This window comes from Rhizobacter sp. P5_A1, assembly GCF_056400745.1.
On sequence record NZ_JBFUKR010000035.1, the window covers coordinates 1 to 23556 of the forward strand.

General features: G+C 70.5%; 28 protein-coding genes and 1 pseudogene. 10 read left to right on the top strand and 19 right to left on the bottom strand.

Going from position 1 to position 23556, the window contains the following annotated elements; translation table 11 throughout:
* Window positions 1-110: 110 nt before the first annotated feature.
* The 5 genes from AC1DTW_RS24920 to AC1DTW_RS24940 form a co-directional block, all read right to left on the bottom strand.
* Complete coding sequence (locus AC1DTW_RS24920; protein ID WP_477984121.1) at window positions 111-956, bottom strand: ChbG/HpnK family deacetylase; 846 nt, start codon at window positions 954-956, stop codon at window positions 111-113.
* Window positions 953-1936, bottom strand: a complete 984-nt coding sequence (locus AC1DTW_RS24925; RefSeq protein ID WP_477984123.1) for a glycosyltransferase family 2 protein — start codon at window positions 1934-1936, stop codon at window positions 953-955. Before AC1DTW_RS24925 ends, AC1DTW_RS24920 begins: the two co-directional genes overlap by 4 nt.
* Window positions 1933-2379 (bottom strand): DUF6691 family protein, encoded by a 447-nt coding sequence (locus AC1DTW_RS24930; protein ID WP_477984125.1) that lies wholly within the window; start codon window positions 2377-2379, stop codon window positions 1933-1935. The genes AC1DTW_RS24925 and AC1DTW_RS24930 overlap by 4 nt, the downstream gene beginning before the upstream one ends.
* 1 nt (window position 2380) lies before the next feature.
* Complete coding sequence (locus tag AC1DTW_RS24935; RefSeq protein ID WP_477984127.1) at window positions 2381-2821, bottom strand: YeeE/YedE family protein; 441 nt, start codon at window positions 2819-2821, stop codon at window positions 2381-2383.
* Window positions 2822-2902: 81 nt separating this feature from the next.
* Entirely contained in the window at window positions 2903-4597 is a 1695-nt protein-coding gene (locus AC1DTW_RS24940; protein WP_477984129.1) for an AMP-binding protein, read from the bottom strand.
* A 140-nt stretch (window positions 4598-4737) separates the two neighbouring features.
* Between AC1DTW_RS24940 and AC1DTW_RS24945 the strand changes: the two genes are divergently transcribed.
* Window positions 4738-5640 (top strand): CPBP family intramembrane glutamic endopeptidase, encoded by a 903-nt coding sequence (locus AC1DTW_RS24945; protein ID WP_477984131.1) that lies wholly within the window; start codon window positions 4738-4740, stop codon window positions 5638-5640.
* On the opposite strand, the gene soxX is transcribed toward AC1DTW_RS24945, so the two are convergent.
* The 7 genes from soxX to AC1DTW_RS24980 all read right to left on the bottom strand — a co-directional run bounded on the left by soxX (window position 5585) and on the right by AC1DTW_RS24980 (window position 11406).
* The gene (gene soxX / locus AC1DTW_RS24950) at window positions 5585-6223 is read right to left on the bottom strand and encodes a sulfur oxidation c-type cytochrome SoxX (protein ID WP_477984133.1); all 639 of its coding nucleotides are present in this window, start codon (window positions 6221-6223) and stop codon (window positions 5585-5587) included. The two genes, AC1DTW_RS24945 and soxX, sit on opposite strands and share 56 nt — an antisense overlap.
* 13 nt (window positions 6224-6236) lie before the next feature.
* Window positions 6237-7055 carry a sulfur oxidation c-type cytochrome SoxA gene (soxA, locus tag AC1DTW_RS24955; RefSeq protein ID WP_477984135.1) on the bottom strand — a complete coding sequence of 273 codons (819 nt, stop codon included), beginning with the start codon at window positions 7053-7055 and terminating at the stop codon, window positions 6237-6239.
* Complete coding sequence (gene soxZ / locus AC1DTW_RS24960) at window positions 7052-7363, bottom strand: thiosulfate oxidation carrier complex protein SoxZ (RefSeq protein WP_477984137.1); 312 nt, start codon at window positions 7361-7363, stop codon at window positions 7052-7054. Before soxZ ends, soxA begins: the two co-directional genes overlap by 4 nt.
* A gap of 21 nt (window positions 7364-7384) precedes the next feature.
* Entirely contained in the window at window positions 7385-7843 is a 459-nt protein-coding gene (soxY, locus tag AC1DTW_RS24965) for a thiosulfate oxidation carrier protein SoxY (RefSeq protein WP_477984139.1), read from the bottom strand.
* 135 nt (window positions 7844-7978) lie between these two features.
* Window positions 7979-8803, bottom strand: a complete 825-nt coding sequence (locus AC1DTW_RS24970; protein ID WP_477984141.1) for an HDOD domain-containing protein — start codon at window positions 8801-8803, stop codon at window positions 7979-7981.
* A gap of 363 nt (window positions 8804-9166) precedes the next feature.
* On the bottom strand, window positions 9167-10693 hold the full coding sequence (locus AC1DTW_RS24975; RefSeq protein WP_477984143.1) for a sensor histidine kinase: 1527 nt from the start codon (window positions 10691-10693) through the stop codon (window positions 9167-9169).
* Complete coding sequence (locus AC1DTW_RS24980; protein ID WP_477984145.1) at window positions 10690-11406, bottom strand: response regulator transcription factor; 717 nt, start codon at window positions 11404-11406, stop codon at window positions 10690-10692. The genes AC1DTW_RS24975 and AC1DTW_RS24980 overlap by 4 nt, the downstream gene beginning before the upstream one ends.
* Before the next feature lie 138 nt (window positions 11407-11544).
* On the opposite strand from AC1DTW_RS24980, the gene AC1DTW_RS24985 reads away from it, so the two are divergent.
* Window positions 11545-12087, top strand: coding sequence for a sigma-70 family RNA polymerase sigma factor (locus tag AC1DTW_RS24985; protein ID WP_477984147.1), 543 nt, complete (start codon window positions 11545-11547; stop codon window positions 12085-12087).
* Between the two features lie 36 nt (window positions 12088-12123).
* Window positions 12124-13464, top strand: coding sequence for an MFS transporter (locus AC1DTW_RS24990; RefSeq protein ID WP_477984149.1), 1341 nt, complete (start codon window positions 12124-12126; stop codon window positions 13462-13464).
* On the opposite strand, the gene AC1DTW_RS24995 is transcribed toward AC1DTW_RS24990, so the two are convergent.
* From AC1DTW_RS24995 to cysT, 4 genes are read right to left on the bottom strand one after another with little or no spacing between them, the layout of a single operon-like run.
* Window positions 13465-14388 carry a CysB family HTH-type transcriptional regulator gene (locus tag AC1DTW_RS24995; protein ID WP_477984151.1) on the bottom strand — a complete coding sequence of 308 codons (924 nt, stop codon included), beginning with the start codon at window positions 14386-14388 and terminating at the stop codon, window positions 13465-13467. It abuts the gene before it with no gap.
* Window positions 14385-15386: a sulfate/molybdate ABC transporter ATP-binding protein gene (locus AC1DTW_RS25000; protein WP_477984153.1), complete on the bottom strand. Its 1002-nt coding sequence runs from the start codon at window positions 15384-15386 to the stop codon at window positions 14385-14387. Before AC1DTW_RS25000 ends, AC1DTW_RS24995 begins: the two co-directional genes overlap by 4 nt.
* Window positions 15383-16294, bottom strand: a complete 912-nt coding sequence (gene cysW, locus AC1DTW_RS25005; protein WP_477984155.1) for a sulfate ABC transporter permease subunit CysW — start codon at window positions 16292-16294, stop codon at window positions 15383-15385. The genes AC1DTW_RS25000 and cysW overlap by 4 nt, the downstream gene beginning before the upstream one ends.
* Entirely contained in the window at window positions 16291-17190 is a 900-nt protein-coding gene (gene cysT, locus AC1DTW_RS25010) for a sulfate ABC transporter permease subunit CysT (RefSeq protein WP_477984157.1), read from the bottom strand. The genes cysW and cysT overlap by 4 nt, the downstream gene beginning before the upstream one ends.
* Before the next feature lie 135 nt (window positions 17191-17325).
* On the opposite strand from cysT, the gene AC1DTW_RS25015 reads away from it, so the two are divergent.
* Window positions 17326-17694: a thioredoxin domain-containing protein gene (locus AC1DTW_RS25015; protein ID WP_477984159.1), complete on the top strand. Its 369-nt coding sequence runs from the start codon at window positions 17326-17328 to the stop codon at window positions 17692-17694.
* Here the strand turns inward: AC1DTW_RS25015 and AC1DTW_RS25020 are convergent.
* Complete coding sequence (locus AC1DTW_RS25020; protein ID WP_477984161.1) at window positions 17684-18388, bottom strand: glutathione S-transferase N-terminal domain-containing protein; 705 nt, start codon at window positions 18386-18388, stop codon at window positions 17684-17686. The two genes, AC1DTW_RS25015 and AC1DTW_RS25020, sit on opposite strands and share 11 nt — an antisense overlap.
* A gap of 95 nt (window positions 18389-18483) precedes the next feature.
* Here AC1DTW_RS25020 and AC1DTW_RS25025 point away from each other — a divergent pair, with 95 nt between their 5' ends.
* Together AC1DTW_RS25025 and AC1DTW_RS25030 are read left to right on the top strand one after the other, a co-directional pair.
* Window positions 18484-18678, top strand: a complete 195-nt coding sequence (locus AC1DTW_RS25025; RefSeq protein WP_477984221.1) for a hypothetical protein — start codon at window positions 18484-18486, stop codon at window positions 18676-18678.
* Window positions 18611-19081, top strand: a pseudogene (locus AC1DTW_RS25030) (NAD(P)-dependent oxidoreductase); the annotation flags it as partial. The gene AC1DTW_RS25025 and the pseudogene AC1DTW_RS25030, both read left to right, overlap by 68 nt.
* 16 nt (window positions 19082-19097) lie before the next feature.
* Here the strand turns inward: AC1DTW_RS25030 and AC1DTW_RS25035 are convergent.
* Complete coding sequence (locus AC1DTW_RS25035; RefSeq protein WP_477984163.1) at window positions 19098-19808, bottom strand: SDR family oxidoreductase; 711 nt, start codon at window positions 19806-19808, stop codon at window positions 19098-19100.
* Between the two features lie 88 nt (window positions 19809-19896).
* Between AC1DTW_RS25035 and AC1DTW_RS25040 the strand changes: the two genes are divergently transcribed.
* From AC1DTW_RS25040 to AC1DTW_RS25055, 4 genes are all read left to right on the top strand, one after another.
* A complete protein-coding gene (locus tag AC1DTW_RS25040) occupies window positions 19897-20250 on the top strand; it encodes a YciI family protein (RefSeq protein WP_477984164.1) in 354 nt (117 codons plus the stop codon).
* A 109-nt stretch (window positions 20251-20359) separates the two neighbouring features.
* Window positions 20360-20782, top strand: a complete 423-nt coding sequence (locus tag AC1DTW_RS25045; protein ID WP_477984166.1) for a YciI family protein — start codon at window positions 20360-20362, stop codon at window positions 20780-20782.
* 33 nt (window positions 20783-20815) lie between these two features.
* Window positions 20816-21226, top strand: a complete 411-nt coding sequence (locus tag AC1DTW_RS25050; RefSeq protein WP_477984168.1) for a VOC family protein — start codon at window positions 20816-20818, stop codon at window positions 21224-21226.
* Between the two features lie 7 nt (window positions 21227-21233).
* Window positions 21234-22547 carry an RNA polymerase sigma factor gene (locus tag AC1DTW_RS25055; RefSeq protein ID WP_477984170.1) on the top strand — a complete coding sequence of 438 codons (1314 nt, stop codon included), beginning with the start codon at window positions 21234-21236 and terminating at the stop codon, window positions 22545-22547.
* On the opposite strand, the gene AC1DTW_RS25060 is transcribed toward AC1DTW_RS25055, so the two are convergent.
* The gene (locus AC1DTW_RS25060; protein ID WP_477984172.1) at window positions 22533-23495 is read right to left on the bottom strand and encodes a LysR substrate-binding domain-containing protein; all 963 of its coding nucleotides are present in this window, start codon (window positions 23493-23495) and stop codon (window positions 22533-22535) included. The genes AC1DTW_RS25055 and AC1DTW_RS25060 overlap by 15 nt on opposite strands.
* Window positions 23496-23556 lie beyond the last annotated feature (61 nt).

The window sequence follows — 23556 nt, forward strand, 5'->3', positions numbered from 1 at the left end:
GCCGCAGGCCGCAGGGCCGCGTTGTGCGCTCGTTGTGTGCCAGAGGCACACGGCCTCGCGCACCCTTGCCCTGCGGCCTGCGGCACCCCGGCGCGAGCCCTCCCATAGCGTTAACAGGCCCTAGGCGCCGGCAGCGACCTCGTCTGCCAGACCTTGCCGAGCCGGACGTCGGCCGCCGCGAGATCGGCATCGAACGCGACGCTGCCCAGGTACGCGAGCTCGCGCTCGCGCGCCGCAGCGATCGCATCGGCCGGGTCGCCGGCGAGGTGCGTGCCGGGGTGGCAGAACAGCAGCGCACCTTCGGCCGGCAGCTCGGCGAGCCAGCGGCGCATCAGCGACTGGTAGTTCGGCTCGACGAAATCGTAGGCGCCGAGCAAGGCCGGGTTGTGCGCGATCACGCGCTGCGCGAGTTCGGCGGCGAGCGCCCGCCCGCCCGTGCGCTCGATCACGCGGCGCTTGAACGCAGCGCCCGGGCCGAGCACGTGGCCGGTGCTGCGCACCGCCGGGATCGGCTGCACGTGCTCGACCATGTCGAGGATCACCTGGCGCAGGCCCGGCAGATGGTGCACGTGCTGGTGGCCGTCGATGAACGCCGGCGGACGGCCGAGCGCGCTGTTGAAGGCCGCGAGCTGCGCGTGCACCTCGTTGCGCACCTGCGAGAGCGGCAGCAGACGCAGGTGCGCCTGCGCGATCAGCCGCGGCAACGCGGGCAGCCGCGCCCAGCGCCGCGCGAGGCGCGCGCTGAGCGGCTGGCCTTCGGTCAGGTTGAGGTGCAGCCCGACGTCGACCGTGCGCGGCAGGTCTTTCAGCAGCCGCGCGGCCGCGTTCCAGTGCGGGCTGTTGGTGATGCACGAGACGGCGCTGAGCCGCTGCGCGTGCGCGAGCTTCGCGATGCCGGCCGAGATGCCCGGCGCAAGGCCGAAGTCGTCCGCGCAAAGGGCCAGTGTTCTTGTCATGCGTGCGGCTCGCTCGGTGCGTGAATCGCCCCGCGCCCCGCCTCGCTGCCGACCAGGTAGACCGGCCGTTGCTTGACCTCGTCGAAGATGCGGCCGACGTACTCGCCGAGGATGCCGATCGACAGCAGCTGAACGCCGCTGAAGAACATCATGCCGCAGACCAGCGTCGCCCAGCCGGGCACATCGCTGCCGTAGATGAAGTGTTCGATGACGATCCACGCGCCGAACGCGAGCGCGAACAGCGCGACAATCACGCCGATGCCGCTCCACAGCCGCAGCGGCGCGTTCGTGAACGCGGTGACGCCGGTGAACGCCAGCTTCGACAGGCTGCGCAGCGAAAAGGTGCTGGTGCCGGCGTGACGTTCGGCGGGCACGTACGGAATGATCACGTTGTGGAAGCCGACCCATGCGTACAGACCCTTCATGAAGCGGTTGCGCTCGGGCAGCGCCTTCAGCGCGTCGACGACGCGGCGGTCCATCAGGCGGAAGTCGCCCGCATCGACCGGGATCGGCACCGGCGAGTTGTGGTTCACGAGCCGATAGAAGAGGGCGGTGCCAAGGCGCTTCGGCCAGCTCTCGTCGGCGCGCGACGCGCGCGCCGCGCAGACCATGTCGGCGCCTTCGCGCCACGCCTCGACCATCTCGGGGACGAGCGACGCCGGGTGCTGCAGATCGGCGTCCATCAGCAGCACGACATCGCCGGCGGCACGGTCGATGCCGGCGGTCAGCGCCGCCTCCTTGCCGAAGTTGCGCGACAGGCGCACGTAGCGCACGCCGGGGGCCTTGACCCACGAGGCCATCGCCGCGGGGGTCGCATCGCGGCTGCCGTCGTCGATCACGATCACTTCCCAGCGATCGGTCAGCTCGGCGAGCTGCGCGGTCAGCCCGGTCAGCAGCGGGCCGAGGTTCGCGGCCTCGTTGTAGGCTGGCACCACGCAGCTGATCGCGGGGCGGGGGGAACGCGGGGCACGGTTCGTCATGGGTACTTCGGGACTGGCGCGACTTTACGCTGGCGAAGCGCCCAGACCCTGTCGTGCAGCAGCATGCCGGCCAGCATCGCAGCGACGAACAGCAGCGCCGCGCTCGAACCCGAGGCGAGCGCGACCAGCGCCGGCCCGGGGCAGAAGCCCGCGATGCCCCAGCCGACGCCGAACAGCACGCCGCCGCCGATCAACCGCGCATCGATCGCGGTCGACGCCGGCAGTTCGATCGGCGCGCCCGACCAGGCCCGCGGGCGGCGCCGCGCCCAGGCGAAAGCCCCCAGCCCGACCGCGATCGCGCCCGCCATCACGAGCGCGAGGCTCGGGTCCCAGGCGCCGGCCAGGTCAAGGAAGCCCTTGACCTTGCCCGGGTCGGTCATGCCGCCGGCGATCAGCCCGAGGCCGAACACCAGGCCGCTGACGAGTGCGATCAGCGCGGCCATCTCAAGCGCCCACGAGATGGCGCAGCACGAACACGGTCGCGGCGCCGGCGGCCATGAACGCGAGCACGTTCGCGAGCGAGCGCAGCGACAGCCGGCTCAGCCCGCAGACGCCATGCCCGCTGGTGCAGCCGTTGCCGAGCCGCACGCCGAAGCCGACCAGCAGCCCGGCGACGATCAGCCCGGCGCTCCCCACGTCGACCCGCATTCCCGGCAGCGGCGCGACGAGCCGCCAGCACCATGGCGCGAGCGCCAGCCCGGCGACGAACAGCCAGGGCAGCGCCGCCCCGCGCCGCCACGGCAGCGCCTGCACCGCGGCGGCGACGATCCCGGCGATTCCGGCGATGCGCCCGCTGCCGAGCAGGTACAGCGCGGTCGCGAGGCCGATCGCCGCGCCGCCCGCGAGGCTCGCGATCGGCGTGAAGTGGTTCCAGTCAAGCTGCATTCGGGTTCCTTCGGCGCGCCTTCGACTTCCGGACGATTGCGCCGCCCCTATTGTTCCCGATGCCGCGGGTGCCGACCCGCGCTACGCGGGATGCCACACAACGCGCCGGTGTGCGCCGGCCCAGCGCTCGAACTGCCCGGCATAGGCCTCTTCGATGCGGCTGCGCTTGACCTTGAAGGTCGGTGTGATGAAGCCGTTGTCGACCGTCCACGGCTCGCTGACGACCACCAGGCAATCGAGCTGCTCGTGCGGGTCGAGCTTCGCGTTGACCGCGTCGAGGTGCGCTGCGAGCGACGCCTCCATCGCCTGGCGCTGACCCGCGTCGTTCGCGCGCGCCGCCGATTCGGCGTTCAGCATCACGATGCCCAGCGGCTGGCCGAGGTTCGCGCCGGTGACGACGCAGGCCTCGACAGCGCCGTTCATCACCAGCTTGTCCTCGATCGGCGCCGGCGAAACGTACTTTCCCTTGCTGGTCTTGAACAGGTCCTTGACGCGGCCGGTGATGCGCAGGTTGCCTTCGGCATCGAGCTGGCCCTTGTCGCCGGTGCGCAGCCAGCCGTCCCGCGTGAACGCCTCGCGCGTCAGCTCGGGTTCCCTGTAGTAGCCGAGCATCAGGCCCGGGCTCTTCATCTGGATCTCGCCGAACTCCGGGCACAAGCGGCTTTGCACGCCGTCGTAGGCCAGCCCGACCGTGCCGGGGCGCTGCACGCCGGGCAGCGTGGCGTGCGAGACACCGCAGTTCTCGGTCATGCCGTAGACCTCGATGATCGGCAGGCCCAGGCTCGCGTACCAGCGCAGCAGCTCGGGCGGCATCGGCGCGGCGCCGCCGGCGGCGATGCTGCAGCGGTCGAGGCCGAGCGCGCCCAGCACCTTCTTCGCAACGATGCGCCCGACCACCGGGATCTTCAGCAGGCGCGCGAGCTTGTCGGCCGGCATCTTGGCGTTCACGCCCTGCTGGAACTTGACCCACAGGCGCGGCACCGAGAAGAAACAGGTCGGCCGCGCGCGCCGCAGGTCGGCGGGGAAGGTCTCCAGGCTCTCGGCGAAGAACACGTGCATCGAGGTCGCGAGCAGCCCGTGCTCGACCAGCGTGCGCTCGGCGACGTGCGCGAGCGGCAGGTACGAGAGCATCCGTGCATCGCCGCGCAGCGGCACGCGCTTCAGCGCGGTGGACAGCGACCACGCGAAGGTGTCGAAACTGTGCATCACGCCCTTGGGCAGGCCGGTCGTTCCCGAGGTGTACATGATGGTCGCGAGCTCGGCGCCGTCGCGCAGCGGGCTGCCCGGCAGCGGTGCGGTGTGCGCGACGAGCTCGGCCCACTGCGCGAAGTCGGTCGGCGGCGCCAGCGGCAGCGCGATGCACGGCAGGCCGCTCGGCACGCCGGGGCGCATCGCGTCCCAGGCGTCGAGCTTGCCGACGAACAGCAGCTTCGATTCGCTGTGCTCGAGGATCTGCCGGATCGTGCCGGCGGCCAGCGTCGGGTACAGCGGCACCGAGACGAAACCGGCCATCCAGATCGCGAAGTCGCACATCAGCCAGTGCGCGCAGTTCTTCGACAGGATCGCGATGCGGCTGCCGGGCTGGAGCCCGAGCGACTGCAGGTGCGCGGCCATGCGGCGGGTCTCGTCGAGCAGCTGGCCCCACGTGTACTCGCGCAGCGCGCCGGCACCGAGCGGCTGGGTCAGCACCGTGCGCTCGGGCGCGGTGCGCTCCCAGTGGTACAGGCGCTGCAGCGCGAGCGCATCGGCAGGCACGGGGGTCTGGATCGTCGACATGCAAGTCCTCGAGCACGAACGGCAGGATGCCCGCGGGCGGTGGCGCCGACGTTATGGCATCCCGCCGGCGGCGCCAAGAGAGGGACTACCCAAAGGCGCGGGGTCGACGCGGCGCGAGCCTTTGCGGCGATGATCGCGCGATGAAATCACCGTTCATTCGTTTGCCGTTGGCGCTGCTGTTCGTCGTGCCGGTGTTCCTCGGCCAGGGTGCGGTCTGGATGCTCGCGCGCACGCTCGGCAAGGTGCCGGTCGCCTTGCTCTCGATGTTCATCGCCTGCGTGCTCGGCTGGGCCGCCTACGCGCTGTACACGCGCCGGATCGAGCGCCGCGCCGCGACCGAGTTCGGCCGCGCCGGCGCGCTGCGCGAGCTCGGCGCCGGGCTGCTGATCGGCGCCGGGTTGTTCAGCGCGACGGTCGGCGTGCTGGCGCTGCTCGGCGCTTACCGCATCACCGGCGTGCGCGGTGAGCTCGCCATCCTGATCGTCCCGTTCTGCGTGTCGTTCGCGGCCGCGGCGATCGAGGAGATCCTGTTTCGCGGCGTGATCTTCCGGCTGCTCGAAGAATCGCTCGGCACCTGGATCGCGCTCGCGATCTCGGCCGCGCTGTTCGGCTTCGGTCACCTGCTGAGCCCGCACGCGACCGTGCTCGCCGCGCTCGCGATCGCCTTCGAGGCCGGCATCATGCTGGCCGCCGCCTACCTGCTGACGCGCCGCCTGTGGCTGGCGATCGGCATCCATGCGGCCTGGAACTTCACGCAGGCCGGCATCTTCAGCGTGCCGACCTCGGGCATCCCGATGAACGGGCTGTTCGTCGGCAGCCTGAGCGGCCCGCAGTGGCTCTCGGGCGGCGAGTTCGGCGCCGAGGCCTCGGCGGTCGCGGTCGCGCTGTGCACCGCGGCCGGCATCGCGATGCTGCGCCTCGCGCACCGCCGCGGCCACTTCATCGCGCCGTTCTGGCGCCGGGACGGCTCGGATCGAACGGCGCGGACTACGGCGCGTTCACCGGCGACTTCGGATCGAGCAGCAGCGCCATCAGGTCCCTGATCTGCGCCGGTGTCAGCACGCCGGCGTGGCCGAAGCGCGGCATGCCGGAGCAGGCGTTGTAGGCCTTCGCGTTCCACAGCTTGCCCCAGGTGTACTTGACGATCGCTTCCGCCGCCGGATCGGCCGGGTTCGCGACGCCGCGCAGCTTGCCGTACTGGTACAGGCTCGGGCCGATCGTGCCGAACGAGATCTCGGCCTTCGCGATCTGGTGGCAGTTGTAGCAATTGCCGCCGGCGGGCACGCCCGCCGGGTCGCTCCAGGTGCCGCCGCGGCCGTTCTGCGCGAGCTTCTCGCCTTCGCGCCAGTCGCCGAGGTAGAGCCCGTCCCGGGGCCACTGCACGGTCGCGAGCTGCGCGGCTTCGAGGCGCTTCGCGATCTCGTCGGTCGGCGCCGTCTCGGCCGAACAGGCCTTCTGCAATTCGTCCTGGTTCAGCCGGTCGAGCTTGGCGATGCCCTGCTCGCGGAACGAGGCCTGGATGACCTGCTGCGTGATGCGGTCGGCCTCCTGCGGGCTCGGCGCGCTGCTGCAGCCGGCGACGACGATCGCGACGGCGGTGACGGTGATGTGTCGTTGGATGTTCATCGTGAGGTCTGCATCAGCGCTTGATGGCCGGCGCGATGGACGCCGCGCCCTTCGACTGCACGCCCATGTAGACGCCGAGCGCGATCGTCGCGTCGGACGCGTAGCCCGGGAACGGGAAGCGCTGCTGGCGGTAGCAGTCGTTCAGGCGCCGCTGCATCGTCCAGAGTTCGCCGCTCGACACGCGGTACGCCGGCCAGGCCGCGAAGCCGACACCGTCGCCGGGATTCACGGTCAGGTTGGGCAGGTCCTGCAGCCGGATGCGCCTGCCGGCCTCGCTGTGGCACGAGGCGCACGCGAAGTCGTACGGGCCGCCGCGGAAGAAGAACACGCGCTTGCCGACCTCGAACATCTGGCGCTCCTCGGCGTGCGACTGCGGCAGGTTGAACTTCAGCCCGCGCGACTCGGCCGCGACATAGCTCACCAGCGATTCGATGTTGAGCTGCTCGCCCTTGCCGAACGGTGTCGCGGCGACCGCTGCGGCGTCGAACCCCTGCAGCGCCTGCAGGCAGGTCAGCAGCCGGGACTCGAGATCCTGCACGCGCTGCGTGTCGGCGAAATAGCGCGGCAACTCGACGAACGCACCTTTGACGACACCCGGGCCCTTGCCGAGGTCGCAGGCCTCGAGCGATGCATTCTTCGGCCCGCGCCTTTGCTTCCAGAGCGCTTCGCCCTTGGCTTCCCAGAGCTCGGCCGGGTTGCCGTCGGCGAGCAGCGCGCGGTACTGCGCGATGCCGTCGGCCGTGCTGCTCTGGGCTTGCGCTGCCGGCGCCAGCAGCGCGGCGGCAGCGGCGAGTGCGACGGCGCAGGCGATGCGACCGCGGGCCCGCGTCATGCGATGACGGCCTCGTCGGTGCGCCGGTCGCCGTGGTTGTCGACCCAGCTGATGCTGATCTTGTCGCCGGCTTTCGCGCCCCTCACGACGAACTCGGTGAACGGGTTCTTCGCGATCGCGGTGCCCCACTGCGCGCTCAGCACGGGCTTGCCGTTCAGCGCCGCGCTGACCTCGGTGATGTGCCACGCCGGGATCGTCTTGCCGGCGGCGTCCTTGCGCTGGCCGGTTTCCATTTCATGGCTCATCAGCACGCGCACGACGGCGCCGCTGCCTTGCACCTGGGCGCGAATGCGCATCGGGTCGGACATGTTCTGTACTCCTTCGATCGATCAGCCGCCGCAGCCGCCCAGCGTGACCTTGACTTCCTTCTGCGCGTACAGCACCTTGCCGTCGCCGGTGATCGCGACCGCGAGCACGTTCGAGGTCTGGCCCATCTTGATGCGCGTCTTGACGCTGGTCTCGACCATGTCGCTGAACTCGAACACGCCGGCCAGCGTCGTCGGATTCTTCTCGACCAGGAACGCGATGCGCTTGACGTCGGGCAGCGCGCTGCTCGCGGCGATCGGCACGACCGCGCCGTTCTCGGCGATGTCGGGTGCGGTCAACAGGATGTCCTTGCTCTCGACCGGCCTGGCGATGCCGAGGCCCTTGATCACGTCATCGACCGACTTGCCTTCGAACGCGGCCTTGTTCCACGCGCTCTGCGCGTGCGCCGGCAGCACGCCGGCGCCGGCCAGCAGCGCCGCCACCGCGGCGCTGCGGCGCATGATTTCTCGACGGGTTTGCATGTATCCGGTTCCTCGGCGCGGACACCCACGCGAACCGGAACTGTAGGGCCGATCCGGATCGATCGCCGCGCCGCACGCGCGAGACGGCGCCGACTCAGGGATATTCCCGACGCCGGTGCTCCCAGCCTGCGTGTCTCAGTCTTCGGCCGCGCGCGCCACCGCGGCCTCGATCTGCTCCTGCACCTTGCGTGCGCCGCGCAGCACCAGCGCCGGGTCGAGGCCGGCCTGCGGTGCGATCGCCTGCGCGACCTCGTCGAGCGAGTCGGGATCGGTCATCAGCGCGTACGCCAGCGCCGAGAGCGCACAGATCGCGCGCCGCGGCAGCTGCATCGGCAGCTCGCGGGTCGTGTTGACGATCACGTGGAAGCGCACGCTCGCCACGGCCGCGGGATCGAGGCCCCAGCTCTCGCACAGCGCGGCGCCGAGCGCGTCGTGGCTGACGCCGAACTCGACGTGCTCGAGCATCAGCAGTTCCTCGTCGTTGGCCGCCTGCGCCAGCAACTTGCGATAGCGATCGCTGGCATGGCGGAACAGCACCGCCTTGCCGCATTCCTCGAACAGCCCGGCCGAGTGCGCTGCCCACGGGTCGACGTTCAGCGCCGAACCGATGCGGCCCATCAGCAGCCCGCGCACGCTGGCGCGCTCCCAGATCGGACCGAGCTCGGGCGCGGCCGGGAACATCGACTTCAGGCCCATCGCGAAGGTGACCGACGCGACCTCGCGCGTGCCCAGGTGGGTGATCGCCTGCTGTACCGTCTGGACCCGGCCGCGCAGGCCGTAGAGCGAGGAGTTGACCGCCTTCAGCACCGCCGCGGCGAGTGCCATGTCGCTCGAGATCAGCGCGCTGACGGCCTGCAGGTTCACGCTCTCGTCGGCGAGCAGCGTCGACAGCCGGATCAACGCCTCGGGCTGGGCCGGAACGTCGATGTTCAGCGAGCGCAGTTGCGGGTCGACGGGCATGGCGATCTTTCGGAAGACGGAGCAGGGACCCTCGATCTTCGCGCAGCGCGCGCGCAGCCGGTGCCCCGAACAGCGGCGCCGCGACCGCGCTGTTCACGCGGCGCGCGGAAAAGCGCGCTCGAAAATGGACAAAGGGCGCCAGGTCCAGCCTGGCGCCCTTCGAATTTTGCATCGGCCCGGACTGCGGCCTGCGTGTCGTACGCGACCGTCGGTGCATGCCGCGGTGCGTTGTTTCTGTCTCCTCAGCCCCGTCCTGCACGGCACCATCGAGGTGCCTGCTGCGAGAAGCGCGACTTTAGGCCCGTCCCGCTCTCGGTGCACTAGGGGTTTCCCGGCTCGTCCGACAACCGACGACCGCGCCCTTCAGCGGCTCGTGGCGGGCAGCGAGATCAGCACGCGGGTGCCGGTGCCGTCGTTCGGGCGGCTGCTGACCGAAACCGCACCATCGTGGAGCTCGGCGATGCGCTTGACGATCGCCAGGCCCAGCCCCTTGCCGCCCTCGCCGGTGGCCGGCGCGACGCTCGCGCGGCTCTGGTAGAAGCGGTCGAAGAGCTGCGGCAGATCGACCGCCGCGATGCCCGGCCCGGTATCGGCGACCGCGACCTGCACGCGCCCGGCGTCCAGCGCCGCCGACAGCGTGACCCGGGAACCGCGCGGGCTGAACTTGAGCGCGTTGTCGACCAGGTTCGCGATCGCGCGCTCGAAGAGTTCGATGTCGACCGCCGCGAAGGGCGGCGGGCCCGCGTCGCCGCCACCCGGCTCGGCGACCAGTTCGACGCCCTGCTTCGCGGCGCGCTCGGCGAAGCGGATCGCGATGTCGTCGAGCAGCTCGCCGACGTCGACGACCTCGCGGTGCAGCCTGAACTCGGGCTCGTCGAGCTTCGCCAGGTCGCCGAGCGACTGCACCAGCCGCGCTGCGTTGCGCGTGTTGCGCAGCGCGATCTCGACCAGGCGCCGATCGTCGCCGCGCTGGGCGTCATCGGCGGCCCAGCGCCCGTCGAGCGTCTCGAGGCACGCCACCGTCGCCGTCAGCGGCGAGCGCAGGTCATGCGACAGGTTGCTGACGCCCTCGCGCCGGAAGTGATCGAGGCGGCGCAGCTCGCCCCATTGCCTGCGCAAGGTCGCGAGCATCATCTCGAACGCGCGCGTGAGCTGGCCGAACTCGTCGCGCGTGACCGGCGGCAACGCGGTCGGCGGCGCATCGGTCAGGCCCGCGTCGAGCCCGCGCTGCGAGATCGTCGCGACGGCGTCGGTCAGGCGCTGCAGCGGCCGCGTCACCGAGACCGTGATCAGCACCGCGACCAGCGTCGTGAAGGCGACGACCGCGGCGATCAGGCCCAGTGCCGGCCGCGCCAGGCTCATGCGCAGCGCGGCCCAGCGGTCCTCGGGGAGCTGCTGGTTGTGCAGCACGAGGTACAGGTAGCCGACGACCGGGTCGGCGCTGCGGGTCACCGCGCGGCGCACCGGCTGCACCGCAACGACCGCATCGGCATCCATGCGCTCGGGGTCGTCGCCCATCACATAGGCCGCGTCCGCGCGGCCGACCGCTTTCAGCACCGGCTCCAGCTTGACCTTGAAGCCCGGCGCGAGCTTCGCACTGCCGCTGGACGCGAGCACCGTGCCTTGCAGGTCGAGGAGGTAGAGCTGCGTGTCGGGCTCGAACAGCACCATGTTGCGCAGCCAGCCGCGAAACGCATCCGGGTCGCGCTCGTGCATCTCGAACAGGTTGTCGTAGTTCGAGACCACCCGGCCGAGAAACGCGGTGCCGCGCCGGTAGGTGGTCTCGTGCTCGAAGCGCTGGAACGCGTAGATCACCGCGGCGATCACGAGCAGCGCCGTGACGATGCCGGTCGCGAAGATCGTCAGCGCGAGCTTCAGGCGGACGGTCACGGGCTGTCACGCATCTTGTAGCCGGCGCCGCGCGCGGTGAGGATCAGCTCGGGACGCATCGGGTCGGCCTCGAGCTTCGCGCGCAGCCGGTTGATGTGCGTCGTCACCGTGTGCTCGTAGCCGTCGTGCGTGTAGCCCCAGACCGCGTTCAGCAGCTGCGAGCGCGAGAACACATGGCCCGGGTGCGACGCGAAGTGCAGCAGCAGGTCGAACTCGAGCGCGGTGAAATCGATCGCCTCGCCGCGGTAGCGCACCTGGCGCTTCGCCGGCAGGATTTCGAGCTCGCCGTTGCGGATCGTCGCGACGCCCTTCTGGCTCGCCGTGTTCGCTTGCGCCGCCGCGAGCAGGTCGGCACGGCGCAGCAGCGCCTTCACGCGGGCGAGCAGCTCGGCGAGCGAGAACGGCTTGGTCAGGTAGTCGTCGGCGCCGAGCTCGAGGCCGAGCACGCGGTCGAGCTCGGTCGACTTGGCGGTCAGCATCAGGATCGGCGCCGCGCTGCCTTTCGCGCGCAGCGCCTTGCAGACCTCGAGGCCGTCGATGCGCGGCATCATCAGGTCGAGCACCAGCAGGTCGGCGGGCGATTCGAGCTGGCGTGCCAGCGCCTGTTCGCCGTCGCCGACCGCCGAGACCTCGTAGCCGGCGCCGCGCAGGTTCATCACCAGCAGATCGCGGATGTCGGTCTGGTCTTCGGCGACAAGGATGTGGGCAGGCATGGGGCAAGGTCGGTTCGAGGGCGGCTTCTCTTACGCCCTCTTGATGCCATTGTGATCTTGCCGTGATCTTCGGTGAGCTCGGCGCGAGGTGCGGCGCCCAAAGTTCATCCATCGACAACAGCGATGGACCCCGCCACCATGAGCCGCACCGCCGCCAACGCCTTCGCCCCCGACTTCACACCGAGCGTGCCCTGGGCCGAGATGGTCTCGCACCGCGGCTACCTCGTGCGCTTCGCGCAGCGCCGGCTGCGCGACCCGCTGATGGCCGAGGACGCGGTTCACGATGTCTTCGAGGCCGTGCTGTCGGGCCGCGCGGTGTTCGCCGGCCGCGCCGCGCTGCGCTCGTGGTTGACGGCGGTGCTGAAGCACAAGATCGTCGACGCGGTGCGCCGCAGCGCCGGCACCGATTCGCTCGACGACGCGTTCGGCCGCGACGACGAAGGCAGCGGCGTGCTCGAGATCGAGTGCCCACAGCCGCGCCCCGACGAGATCGCCGAGCAGCAGCAACTGCTGATGCTCGCACTGCGCCGCATCGAGGCGCTGCCGCCGGGGCTGCGCGACGTGATGCGGCTGCGCGTGCTCGAGGAGCAGTCGACCGAAGCGGTCTGCCGCGAGCTCGGCATCAGCGAGGAGAACCTGTTCGTGCGGATGCACCGGGCCAGGAAGCAGCTGCTGTCCTGACGAAGACGAGCGCGTGCTCCGGTAGCATCGCGCGCCATGCGCCTGCCTCTTCCCGATCTGCTGTCGACCCGGACCGGCCGGCTGGTCGCGTTCTTCCTGCTCTACGCCACCGAGGGCATCCCGCTCGGCTTCACGGCCACCGCGATCGCGACGCAGATGCGGCGCCAGGAACTCGGCCCGGCGGCGATCGGCGCGTTCGTCGGCTCGCTGTACCTGCCATGGGCCTTCAAGTGGATCGTGGGGCCGTTCGTCGACACGCTCAGCTCCGACCGCTTCGGCCGGCGGCGCCTGTGGATCCTGATGATGCAGCTCGGCATGGTCGGCACGCTGCTGATCGCGATGCCGATCGACTTCGTCGGCCAGCTCGGCCTGTTCACCGCGATCATCTTCCTGCACAACGCCTGCGCGGCGACGATGGACGTCGCGATCGACGCGCTCGCGGTCGGCGTGCTGCCCGAACCGGAGCGCGGCACCGCGAACGGTTTCATGTTCGCCGGCGCGTCGATCGGCCAGGCGGTCGGTGGTGCCGGCGTGCTGTTCCTGTCGGGGGTCGTGCCGTTCGGCACCAGCTACCTGCTGGTGATCGCGGCGATCCTGTGCGTCACGGTGTTCGTCGTGCTGCCGCTGAACGAGCCGGCGCGTGCGCCGCAACCGAAACCCGCCGGCGGCACGGCCGCCGCGATCGGTCGCGAGCTGCTCGCGTTCGTGCACGATTCGTGGCGTGCGTTCACCGGCTCGCGCGCGGCGCTGGTCGGGCTCGTCGTCGCGCTGCTGCCCTGCGGCGCCTATGCGCTGAGCCTGGCGCTGCAATCGAACCTTGCCGTCGAGCTCGGCCTGAGCGACAACGAGATCGCGCAGCTCAACCTCGCGTCGACCGTGGTCTTCGCGGTCGCCTGCGTCGCCGGCGGCTGGCTCTCCGACCGCTTCGGCCGGCGCCGCATGCTGGCGCTGTTCATCTTCCTGACCGCGCTGCCGACGATCTGGCTGGCGTGGACCATGTGGCAGGCGCACTGGATCATGCCGGTCGAGCTGCGCCAGGCAGCGCGGCCGCAGCCTTCGGCCGCGCTGGTCGCCACCTTCTGGATCGCGAGCATCTCGTTCAGCGTGTTCCAGGGCCTGTACTACGGCGTGCGCAGCGCGCTGTTCATGGATGTCACGACAAAGGCCGTCGCGGCGACCCAGTTCACCGCGTACATGGCGCTGTCGAACCTGGTCATCACCTACACGGCCTGGTGGCAGGGGCAGGCGATCGTGCGCTGGGGCTACCCGGCGACGCTCGCGCTCGACGCGGCGGCCGGGATGATCGTGCTGCTGCTGCTGCCGCTGATGGGGCCGAAGCGTGCAGCGCCTCGCGCTGCGGCGGCACCGGCGGCGTAATCACTCCGCGTCCAGCGCGCCTTTCACGACCGCCTGCGTCAACGCCGGCGAGCACTCTTCGAGAAAGCGGTACGCATAGCCGCGCAGGTAATGGCCGCGCCGCACTGCGATGCGCGTCGTGTTCGGCGGGAACAGGTGCGAGGCGTCGAGGCTCGTCAGCCCGGCGTCGCGCACCGGGTCGAAGGCCATCGACGCGATGATGCCGACGCCCATGCCGACCTCGACGTAGGTCTTGACCACGTCGGCATCGAGCGCCGCCATCACGACGTCGGGCGCGAGGCCGGCCTCGGCGAAGCTCGCATCGATGCGCGGCCGGCCGGTGTAGCCGGCGTGGTAGGTGATCAACGGGTGTTCGGCGAGCGCCTGCAAGGTCAGCTTCGGCAACTGCGTCAGCGCATGGCCTTCGGGAACGATGACCAGGTGGTGCCAGTCGTAGAACGGGAAGCTCGCGAACGCGTTGCCGCCGGCCAGCGCCTCGGTCGCGATGCCGATGTCGGCCTCGCCCGACTGCAGCAGCGCGACGATCTCGGCCGGGCTCGCCTGGTGCAGCACCAGATGCACCTTCGGGAACGCGCGCGTGAAGCGCCGCACGACCTGCGGCAGCGCATAGCGCGCCTGCGTGTGCGTGGTCGCGATCGTCAGGCTGCCTTCGTCGCGGTTCGCGAACTGTTCGGCCAGGCGCTTGATGTTCTTCGCGTCGATCAGCATGCGCTCGACGATGCCGACCAGCTCCTTGCCCGGTTCGGTCAGCCCGGTCAGGCGCTTGCCCTTGCGCACGAAGAGCTCGATGCCGAGTTCGTCCTCGAGGTCGAGGATGTGCTTGCTGACGCCGGATTGCGACGTGAACAGCGCGTTCGCGACCTCGGTCAGGTTGAAGTTGCGCTGCACCGCCTCGCGGATGATGCGCAGTTGCTGGAAGTTCATCGCGCGATGATGCCGTTTTCGAAGACATGCAGGCGCTGCGGCACGAGCCAGACGCGCTGATCGGGCTGCAGCGCCAGCGCGTCGGCGCGTTCGCGCGCGAGCTCGACCTCGTAATGCTGGTCGTCGGTGCCGGTCAGCTCGACGCGGCTGGCAGCGCCGAAGCTCAGCACCCGGCTGACCGCCGCCGCGACGCCGTCGCCGACCGGCTGCGTCGCGATCGCGACCTCGTGCGGCCGCGCGAAGCCGAGCGCGCCCGGGGCATGCCCCGGGAAGCGGTTCGACGCGCCGAGAAAGCCGTAGACGAACGGCGTCGCGGGCCGCTCGTAGACCTCGGTCGGCGAGCCGATCTGCTCGACCCGGCCGTGGTCCATCAGCACCACGCGATCGGCGACCTCGAGCGCCTCTTCCTGGTCGTGCGTGACGAAGACGCTGGTGATGTGCAGCTCGTCGTGCAGCCGGCGCAGCCAGCGGCGCAGCTCCTTGCGCACCTTCGCGTCGAGCGCGCCGAAAGGCTCGTCGAGCAGCAGCACGCGCGGTTCGACCGCGAGCGCCCGCGCGAGCGCGATGCGCTGGCGCTGGCCGCCCGAGAGCTGCGGCGGGAAGCTGCGACCGAGCCAGTCGAGCTGCACCAGGTTCAGCAGCTCGTGCACCTTGCGCCGGATCGCCGATTCGCTCGGCCGCTGCTTGCGCGGCTTCACGCGCAGGCCGAACGCGACGTTGTCGAACACCGTCATGTGGCGAAACAGCGCGTAGTGCTGGAACACGAAGCCGACCTGGCGCTCGCGCACGTGGGTGTCCGACGCGTCCTCGCCATCGAGCAGCACGCTGCCGCGGTCAGCAGTCTCTAGGCCGGCGATGATGCGCAGCAGCGTCGTCTTGCCACAGCCCGACGGGCCGAGCAGCGCGACCAGCTCGCCGGTCGGAAAGTCGACGCTGACGTCGCCGAGCGCCGTGAAGTCGCCGAAGGACTTGTGGATGTTGCGGACCTGGATGCTCATGCCGGTGTTCCCTCGTCGATGTCGTTCTGGCTGCGGCCCTGCTGCCACTCGACCAGCGTCTTCAGCCCGAGCGTCACCAGCGCGAGCAGCGCGAGCAGCGAGGCCACCGCGAAGGCCGCGGCGAACTGGTATTCGTTGTACAGAATCTCGACGTGCAGCGGCAGCGTGTTCGTCAGCCCGCGGATGTGCCCGGAGACGACCGAGACCGCGCCGAACTCGCCCATCGCCCGCGCGTTGCACAGGATCACGCCGTACAGCAGGCCCCACTTGACGTTCGGCAGCGTCACGTACCGGAAGGTCTGCCAGCCCGACGCGCCGAGCACCGTCGCGGCCTCTTCCTCCTCGCGGCCCTGCGCCTCCATCAGCGGGATCAGCTCGCGCGCGACGAACGGGAAGGTCACGAACACGGTCGCCAGCACGATGCCCGGCACCGCGAACACGATCTTCAGGTCATGCGCCTGCAGCCACGGTCCGAACCAGCCCTGGGCGCCGAACATCAGCACGTAGATCAGGCCGGCGACGACCGGCGAGACCGAGAACGGCAGGTCGATCAAGGTGACGAGAACGCTCTTGCCGCGGAAGTCGAACTTGCTCACCAGCCACGCCGCCCAGACACCGAAGACCAGGTTCAGCGGCACCGCGATCAGCGCGGCGAGCAGCGTGAGCCGCAGCGCCGAGATCGCATCGGGCTCGGTCAGTGCCGCGAGGTAGACGGCGGCACCCTTGCGCAACGCCTCGAAGAAGACCGCGACCAGCGGCAGCAGCAGAAACAGCGCGAAGAAGGCCAGGCCGAGCGCGAGGATCGTCCACTTGACCCACGGCGTTTCGCGCGTCGCGGGGCTGGACTCGAAGCGCTGCACGCTGGCGAAGACCTTCGGCGCGGCCAGCGTGGCAACGGCGCCGGTCATCCCTTGCCCCGCCCGGCACCGACGCCGCGCGCCTTCGCGCTCCAGGCCTGCAGGCCGTTGACGCCGAGCAGCAGCGCGAACGAGACGACCAGCATCACGGTCGCGATCGCGGTCGCGCCGGCGTAGTCGTATTGCTCGAGCTTCGTGATGATCATCAGCGGCGTGATCTCCGAGACCATCGGCAGGTTGCCGGCGATGAAGATCACCGAGCCGTACTCCCCGACCGCGCGCGCGAACGCGAGCGCGAAGCCGGTCAGCAGTGCCGGCGTCAGGATCGGGAACACGACGTGCCGAAAGGTCTGCCAGCGCTGCGCGCCGAGACTCGCAGCGGCCTCCTCGAGCTCGGTGTCGATGTCTTCGAGCACCGGCTGCACGGTGCGCACGACGAAGGGCAGGCCGATGAAGACCAACGCCACCAGCACGCCGAGCGGCTTGAACGCGACCTCGATGCCGAGCGGCTCGAGCAGCCCGCCCAGCCAGCCGTTGCGTGCGTACAGTGCCGTCAGCGCGATGCCGGCGACCGCGGTCGGCAATGCGAACGGCAGGTCGATCAGCGCATCGACGAATCGCTTGCCCGGGAACGAATAGCGCACCAGCGACCAGGCGAGCAGCAGCCCGAACACCGAGTTGATCGCCGCCGCAAGCAGCGACGCGCCGAAGCTCAGCCGATACGACGCAACGACGCGCGGCGCGCTGACGATGTTCCAGAACGCCTCCCAGCCGAGGGTCGAGGTCTTGAAGAACACCGCCGACAGCGGGATCAGCACGATCAGCGACAGGTACGTGATCGTCCAGCCCAGCGACAGCCCGAAGCCGGGCAACACGCGGCGCGGCTTGCGGCGCGGCGATGCCGCTGCGGTGGCGGGAAGCGTTGGAGCGGTCAGGACGGCAGGCATGGGCCGCGCAGGTTAGTCGGCGCGCCGCAGAGACGGAACCATCGATTCGGAATTTGGATATCCGTGGAATCGAATCCAGGATTTCGGCTAAGGCCCACGCCAGCGGCGCCGCGCGGCCCGCGGCACACTGCGCGGATGAACGACGAAGAAGACTTGCGCGTGGTGTGCCTGTGCGCCGGCTGGTGCGGCGTGTGCCGCGACTACCGCGCGGCCTTCGATGCCGCCGCGGCCGAGGCCGGCACGGCGGCGACGTTCGCGTGGATCGACATCGAGGACGACGCCGAGCTGGTCGACGACCTCGATGTCGAGAATTTCCCGACGCTGCTGATCGCGCGCGGCGCGCAGGCCCTCTTCTTCGGCACGATCACGCCGCAGCCCGGCACGCTCGCGCGCCTCGTGCAGGGCGCGCTCGCCGGCGAGCTGTCGCCGCCGGCCCTCGGCGCGCCGGTCGACGCGCTGGTGCGCAGGCTGAGGGCCGTGAAGCCAGTCTCGTCTAGCGCCTGAGTGCCGCGGCCGTCTGCCCGAACAGGATCTTGCGCGACGCTTCGGTCATCGGCGTCTGGCTGCGCGCGTAGACATCCTTCGCCTCGCCGTAGGCCTTGATCGTCGCCGGGCGCTTCGCGATCGCGTCGAACCAGCGCTGCAGCGCCGGAAAGTCTTCGAGCGCCTGGCCGTGCGACGCGTGCGGAACGATCCACGGGTAGATCGCCATGTCGGCGATCGAGTACGCGCCGGCGACGAATTCGCGGCCGGCGAGCTGGTGGTCCAGCACCCCGTACAGGCGGTTCGTCTCGTTGACATAGCGGGTGATCGCGTAGCCGATCTTCTCCGGCGCGTGCGCGTTGAAATGCCCGTTCTGCCCTGCCATCGGCCCGAGGCCGCCGACCTGCCAGAACAGCCACTTCAGCACCTCGACCCGGCCGCGCAGGTCGGCCGGGATGAAGCGGCCGATCTTCTCGGCGAGGTACAGCAGCATCGCGCCGGATTCGAACATCGCGATCGGCGCGCCGCCGCCGGCCGGCTCGGTGTCGACCAGCGCGGGGATCTTGTTGTTCGGCGAGATCGCGAGGTACTCGGGCTTGAACTGATCGCCCTTGCCGATGTTGACCGGATGGATCGTGTACGGCAGGCCGGCCTCTTCGAGGAACAGCGTCATCTTGTGGCCGTTGGGCGTGGGGGCGTAGTAGAGATCGATCATCGTCGCGACACGTCGGTTGAAATGGTCGACGCACGATAAGGGATGCGCGCCGACTCTGCTGGCCGCGGTCGACAAGGCACGCCAGAATCGCCCGCATGAAGCCCTTGCTGCTGGTCCTGATCACGATGCCGCGCGCCGCCCTCGCGGCGATCGCCGCCCGATTCGAGATGCTGTACGCGCCCGACGACGCGCAGCGTGCCGCTGCGGTCGCCGCACGCGGCCCGCAAGATCGCGCAGCGCGGCGCCGGCTTCGAGATGGCGATCGGCTATTCCACGCGCACGCGCCGTGACGACGTGCCGCATCGCTGGTTCGACAGCGTCGTCGCGCTCGCGCAGTGGTGCGACTTCCTGGTCGTCGCCACGCCGGGCGGCGCGGCGACGCGCCACCTGATCGATGCGACCGTGCTGGCCGCGCTCGGGCCGACCGGCTACCTCGTCAACATCGCGCGCGGCAGCGTCGTCGACACCGTCGCACTGGCCGACGCGCTGCGCGCCGGCCGCATCAAGGGCGCCGGGCTGGACGTGTACGAGAGCGAGCCCGAGCCGCCGGCCGAGCTGCTGGGATTCGACAGCGTCGTGCTGACGCCGCACACCGCCGGCTCGTCACCCGAGGCGCATCAGGCCACGCTGGAGCGCTTCATCGAGAACGCGACGCGGCACTTCGCCGGCGAGCCGGTCGTCTCGCCGATCTGAGCCGCATGAGCGCCGGCTACACCGAGCGCGTGATGCCGCCGTCGACGCGGATGTTCTGCCCGGTCAGGTAGCCGCACCGGTCGGAGGCGAGAAAAGCGATCAGCTCCGAGACCTCTTCCATTCGTCCGTAGCGGCCCATCGGCACGCGCCGGGCGATGCCGTCCTTTTCGGGCAGGCTGTCGATGAAGCCCGGCAGCACGTTGTTCATGCGCACGTTGTCGGGCGCGTATTGGTCGGCGAAGAGTTTCGTGAACGATGCGAGGCCGGCGCGGAACACCGCCGAGGTCGGGAACGCGGCATCGGGCTCGAACGCGGCGAAGCTCGAGATGTTGACGATCGAGCCCGAGCGCTGCTGCTGCATGATCGGCGCGACCAGCCGCGTCGGCCGCACGACGTTCATCAGGTAGATCTCCATGCCGCGCTGCCAGTCGTCGTCGCCGAGCGCGAGCAGCGGACCCTTCGGGCCGTGGCCGGCGCTGTTGACGAGCACGTCGATGCGGCCCCAGCGCGCCATCGTCCGGTCGACGAGCCGCGCGAGGTCGTCGGGCGACTGGTTCGAGCCGGTCATGCCGAGCCCGCCGAGCTCGTCGGCAAGCGCCTCGCCCTTGCCGGACGACGACAGGATCGCGAGCCGGTAGCCGTCGCGCGCCAGCGTGCGCGCCGCATGCGCGCCCATGCCGCTGCCGCCGGCGGTGACGATCGCGACGCGGGGTGGTGTCGTGGACATTTCGAAACTCCTGATCTGCAAGTCGGGGCATTCTGTCAGCGGCGGCAGAATGCCGTGCTGCACACGCAGAAGAACCTCAGGAGAACCGATGACCTACATGCTGTTGATCATGGAGCCGCCTGCGCAGCGCGACGAGCGTGGGCTGGAGGCCGGCAAGGCCGTGTACGCGCAGATGCTCGGCTTCGCCGAAGATCTGAAACGCCGCGGGGTACTGCGCGCGGTCGAGTCGCTGGTGTCCAGCAAGAACGCCTCGCGCGTGCAGGTGCGCGACGGTCGCACGAGCCTGGTCGACGGCCCGTTCGCCGAAGCGAAGGAGATGATCGGCGGGTTCTTCCTGCTCGATTGCAAGACCCGCGACGAGGCGCTCGCGATCGCCGCCGAGTGCCCGGCCGCGGGCTGGTGCACGGTCGAGGTTCGCGAGACCGGCCCCTGCTGGGCCTGAAACGCGAGGCGATCGACGCGGGCCGGTGTCGATTCGCGGACCGCTCGCGCGTCGTAGCCACAGGAGCCGGATGAACCTGCTCCGCCCAGCCCTGCAAGGAGAGACGGCAATGCGCTACATGATCATTGTCCGGGCCACGCCCGAAACCGAGGCCGGCGTGTTCCCGGAAGACGACTCCGTGATGGCCGCGATGGAGCGCTATCACGAGGAGTTGCAGAAGGCCGGTGTGCTGCTCGACGCGAACGGCCTGAAGCCGAGCGCGCAGGGCTGGCGCATTCGCTACGGCAGCGACGGCAAGCGTGCGATCGTCGACGGCCCGTTCGCCGAGACCAAGGAGCTGATCGCCGGCTACACGCTGATCCAGGTGCGCTCGCGCGAAGAGGCGATGGAGTGGGCGCGGCGCTTCCCGGCACCGATGGGCGAGGGTGCGGCCTCGGAGATCGAGGTGCGTCCGCTCTACGAGATGGACGATTTCGCGCCGGCCGAATCGGTCGAATCCTCGCGCGAGGCGAACACCGGGCCGCGCAAGTAGGCCCGCTCACCACCCACCCCGAAAGGGCACACCATGCACCAGCAGATCTTCGTCAACCTGGCGGTCAACGACCTGCCGATGTCCAAGACCTTCTTCGAGCGCCTCGGCCTCACGTTCAACCCGCAATTCACCAACGACCAGGGCGCGTGCCTGGTGCTGGGCGAGAACATCTTCGCGATGCTGCTCGTCAAGGAGTTCTTCAAGGGCTTCACCGGCAAGCCGATCGCCGATGCGACCCAGACGACCGAGGCGCTGATCTGCCTGTCGTGCCAGAGCCGCGCCGAGGTCGACGCGATCGTCGCGAAGGCCGTCGCGGCCGGCGGCACCGCGCCGCGCGCGCCGCAAGACCACGGCTTCATGTACGGCCACGGCTTCGAAGACCTCGACGGCCACATCTGGGAGCTCGGCTACATGGACATGGCCGCCGCGCCGAAGGCCATGTGACCCGCACATGACGCAAGCCGCCAAGCAGGCCGCGCACCGTGCGATCGACGCCGTCTGGCGCATCGAATCGGCGAAGGTCATCGCCCACGTCGCGCGCCTGGTGCGCGATGTCGGCGTCGCCGAGGAGCTCGCGCAGGACGCGCTCGTCGCCGCGCTCGAACACTGGCCCGACGACGGCCTGCCCGACAACCCCGGCGCCTGGCTGATGGCCACCGCGAAGAACCGCGCGCTCGATCGGTTGCGGGCCGATGCGCTGCACGCGCGCAAGCGCGAGGAACTCGGCGCCGACCTCGACGCGATGCAGGCGCATGTCGTCCCCGACTTCGTCGACGCGCTCGACGCGGCCCGGCAGGACGACATCGGCGACGACCTGCTGCGGCTCGTCTTCACCGCCTGCCATCCGGTGCTCTCGACCGACGCGCGCGTCGCGCTGACCTTGCGGCTGCTCGGCGGCCTGACGACCGACGAGATCGCGCGCGCCTTCCTCGTCCCGGAGGCGACGATCGCGCAGCGCATCGTGCGCGCGAAGCGCACGCTGAGCGAGGCCGGGGTGCCGTTCGAGGTGCCGCGCGCCGACGCGCTGGCGCCGCGGCTCGCCTCGGTGCTCGAGGTGATCTACCTCGTCTTCAACGAAGGCTATTCGGCGACCGCCGGCGACGACTGGATGCGCCCGGCGCTGTGCACCGAGGCGCTGCGTCTCGGCCGCATCGTCGCCGGGCTGGTGCCCGACGCGCCCGAAGCGCACGGGCTGGTCGCGCTGATGGAGATCCAGGCCTCGCGCGCGCACGCCCGCACCGATGCACAGGGCCGGCCGGTGCTGCTGCTCGACCAGGACCGCAGCCGCTGGGATCCGCTGCTGATCCGCCGCGGCCTCGCGGCGCTGGCGCGCGCCGAGGCGCTCGGCGGCGCGCAGGGCCGCTATGCGCTGCAGGGCGCGCTGGCCGCCTGCCATGCGCGCGCGCCCGAGGCCGCGGCGACCGACTGGCCGCGCATCGTCGCGCTGTACGACGCGCTCGCGCAGGTCGCGCCGTCGCCGGTCGTCGAGCTGAACCGCGCGGTGGCGGTCGGCATGGCCGTCGGCCCCGCCGCCGGGCTCGCGATCGCCGATGCGCTGACGACCGAGCCGCGCCTGGCCAACTACCACTGGCTGCCGAGCGTGCGCGGCGACCTGCTCGCGAAGCTCGGGCGCCGCGCAGAGGCGCGCGCCGAGTTCGAGCGCGCGGCAGGGATCACGCGCAACCGGCGCGAGCGCGAGCTGCTGCTGGAACGCGCGGCCGCGATGACCGACGCCGGCGCTGCGGGCGCCTCAACGCCGCGCTGAGCGCTTCGCGGGCGGGGCAGTGCCTTCGCCCGCGCCCTGCGCGCGCAGCCCACGCTCCGAGCGCTGCAGCTCCTCGAGCAGCCACGCGCGCAATGCGCACAGCGGCGGCCACTCGCGCAGCCCGGTCGGGTAGGCGAACCACAGCGCGTAGGCCTGGTCCTTCGACAGCGCGATCGTCGACAGCCGCATCAGCCGCCCGTCGCGCAGCGCGTCGGCAACGAGCAGCTCGCGGGCCAGCGCGAGGCCCAGGTCCTGCTCGGCCGCCTGCAACATCAGCCCGGCGTCGTTGAAGCTCGCGACCGGGTTGACGCGGCAGCGCACGCCGGCGAGCGCGAACCAGCTTTCCCAGACGCTCGAGTCGCCGAGCAGCGGTTCGTCGGCGAGCGCGGCCGCCGGGTGGCCGAGCAGGCGCCGCGCCGCACTCGGCGAGCCGACCGCGATCAGCGGTGAATCGATCAGCCGTTCGGCATCGACGCCGCGCCACTGCCCGTTGCCCTGGCGCAGTGCCGCATGAAAGCCCTCGCGCTGCAGGTCGACAATCTGCTGCGAGGTGTGCAGCTCGATCGCGATCTCGGGATGGCGCTCGCGCCACGCCGCCATGCGCGGCAGCCACCAGCGCTGCGCGAACGACGGCAGCGAGGTGACGCGGATGCGGTGCTGCGCGCCGCCCGCGGCGGCTGCCGCCGCGCGCATGCCGTCGTCGATCTGCGTCAGCGCCGGCTCGATCGCGCGCAGCAGCGCCGCGCCGGCGGCATTCAGCGCGATGCGGCGGCCCGGCCGGTCGAAGAGCTGGAAGCCGAGCTGTTCTTCGAGCAGCTTGATCTGCTGGCTCACCGCGCTGTGGGTCAGGTGCAGCTCGGCGGCCGCGGCGCGCAGATTCGCAAGCCGCGCGACGGCGCGGAACGCGGGCAGGGTCTGCAGCGGAAGACGCATCGTGTTGGTAGGCATTACTGACCAGACTGTCCTGAATGAATCGATTCCATCCCAGTGGCTGGGCACCTATGCTGAC

What these genes read in the sequence shown, in the direction of transcription:
- AC1DTW_RS24920 (WP_477984121.1), bottom strand. Translation starts at nt 956, where the DNA reads ATGACAAGAACACTGGCCCTTTGCGCGGACGACTTCGGCCTTGCGCCG.
- AC1DTW_RS24925 (WP_477984123.1), bottom strand. Translation starts at nt 1,936, where the DNA reads ATGACGAACCGTGCCCCGCGTTCCCCCCGCCCCGCGATCAGCTGCGTG.
- AC1DTW_RS24930 (WP_477984125.1), bottom strand. Translation starts at nt 2,379, where the DNA reads ATGGCCGCGCTGATCGCACTCGTCAGCGGCCTGGTGTTCGGCCTCGGG.
- AC1DTW_RS24935 (WP_477984127.1), bottom strand. Translation starts at nt 2,821, where the DNA reads ATGCAGCTTGACTGGAACCACTTCACGCCGATCGCGAGCCTCGCGGGC.
- AC1DTW_RS24940 (WP_477984129.1), bottom strand. Translation starts at nt 4,597, where the DNA reads ATGTCGACGATCCAGACCCCCGTGCCTGCCGATGCGCTCGCGCTGCAG.
- AC1DTW_RS24945 (WP_477984131.1), top strand. Translation starts at nt 4,738, where the DNA reads ATGAAATCACCGTTCATTCGTTTGCCGTTGGCGCTGCTGTTCGTCGTG.
- soxX (WP_477984133.1), bottom strand. Translation starts at nt 6,223, where the DNA reads ATGAACATCCAACGACACATCACCGTCACCGCCGTCGCGATCGTCGTC.
- soxA (WP_477984135.1), bottom strand. Translation starts at nt 7,055, where the DNA reads ATGACGCGGGCCCGCGGTCGCATCGCCTGCGCCGTCGCACTCGCCGCT.
- soxZ (WP_477984137.1), bottom strand. Translation starts at nt 7,363, where the DNA reads ATGTCCGACCCGATGCGCATTCGCGCCCAGGTGCAAGGCAGCGGCGCC.
- soxY (WP_477984139.1), bottom strand. Translation starts at nt 7,843, where the DNA reads ATGCAAACCCGTCGAGAAATCATGCGCCGCAGCGCCGCGGTGGCGGCG.
- AC1DTW_RS24970 (WP_477984141.1), bottom strand. Translation starts at nt 8,803, where the DNA reads ATGCCCGTCGACCCGCAACTGCGCTCGCTGAACATCGACGTTCCGGCC.
- AC1DTW_RS24980 (WP_477984145.1), bottom strand. Translation starts at nt 11,406, where the DNA reads ATGCCTGCCCACATCCTTGTCGCCGAAGACCAGACCGACATCCGCGAT.
- AC1DTW_RS24985 (WP_477984147.1), top strand. Translation starts at nt 11,545, where the DNA reads ATGAGCCGCACCGCCGCCAACGCCTTCGCCCCCGACTTCACACCGAGC.
- AC1DTW_RS24990 (WP_477984149.1), top strand. Translation starts at nt 12,124, where the DNA reads ATGCGCCTGCCTCTTCCCGATCTGCTGTCGACCCGGACCGGCCGGCTG.
- AC1DTW_RS24995 (WP_477984151.1), bottom strand. Translation starts at nt 14,388, where the DNA reads ATGAACTTCCAGCAACTGCGCATCATCCGCGAGGCGGTGCAGCGCAAC.
- AC1DTW_RS25000 (WP_477984153.1), bottom strand. Translation starts at nt 15,386, where the DNA reads ATGAGCATCCAGGTCCGCAACATCCACAAGTCCTTCGGCGACTTCACG.
- cysW (WP_477984155.1), bottom strand. Translation starts at nt 16,294, where the DNA reads ATGACCGGCGCCGTTGCCACGCTGGCCGCGCCGAAGGTCTTCGCCAGC.
- cysT (WP_477984157.1), bottom strand. Translation starts at nt 17,190, where the DNA reads ATGCCTGCCGTCCTGACCGCTCCAACGCTTCCCGCCACCGCAGCGGCA.
- AC1DTW_RS25015 (WP_477984159.1), top strand. Translation starts at nt 17,326, where the DNA reads ATGAACGACGAAGAAGACTTGCGCGTGGTGTGCCTGTGCGCCGGCTGG.
- AC1DTW_RS25020 (WP_477984161.1), bottom strand. Translation starts at nt 18,388, where the DNA reads ATGATCGATCTCTACTACGCCCCCACGCCCAACGGCCACAAGATGACG.
- AC1DTW_RS25025 (WP_477984221.1), top strand. Translation starts at nt 18,484, where the DNA reads ATGAAGCCCTTGCTGCTGGTCCTGATCACGATGCCGCGCGCCGCCCTC.
- AC1DTW_RS25035 (WP_477984163.1), bottom strand. Translation starts at nt 19,808, where the DNA reads ATGTCCACGACACCACCCCGCGTCGCGATCGTCACCGCCGGCGGCAGC.
- AC1DTW_RS25040 (WP_477984164.1), top strand. Translation starts at nt 19,897, where the DNA reads ATGACCTACATGCTGTTGATCATGGAGCCGCCTGCGCAGCGCGACGAG.
- AC1DTW_RS25045 (WP_477984166.1), top strand. Translation starts at nt 20,360, where the DNA reads ATGCGCTACATGATCATTGTCCGGGCCACGCCCGAAACCGAGGCCGGC.
- AC1DTW_RS25050 (WP_477984168.1), top strand. Translation starts at nt 20,816, where the DNA reads ATGCACCAGCAGATCTTCGTCAACCTGGCGGTCAACGACCTGCCGATG.
- AC1DTW_RS25055 (WP_477984170.1), top strand. Translation starts at nt 21,234, where the DNA reads ATGACGCAAGCCGCCAAGCAGGCCGCGCACCGTGCGATCGACGCCGTC.
- AC1DTW_RS25060 (WP_477984172.1), bottom strand. Translation starts at nt 23,495, where the DNA reads ATGCCTACCAACACGATGCGTCTTCCGCTGCAGACCCTGCCCGCGTTC.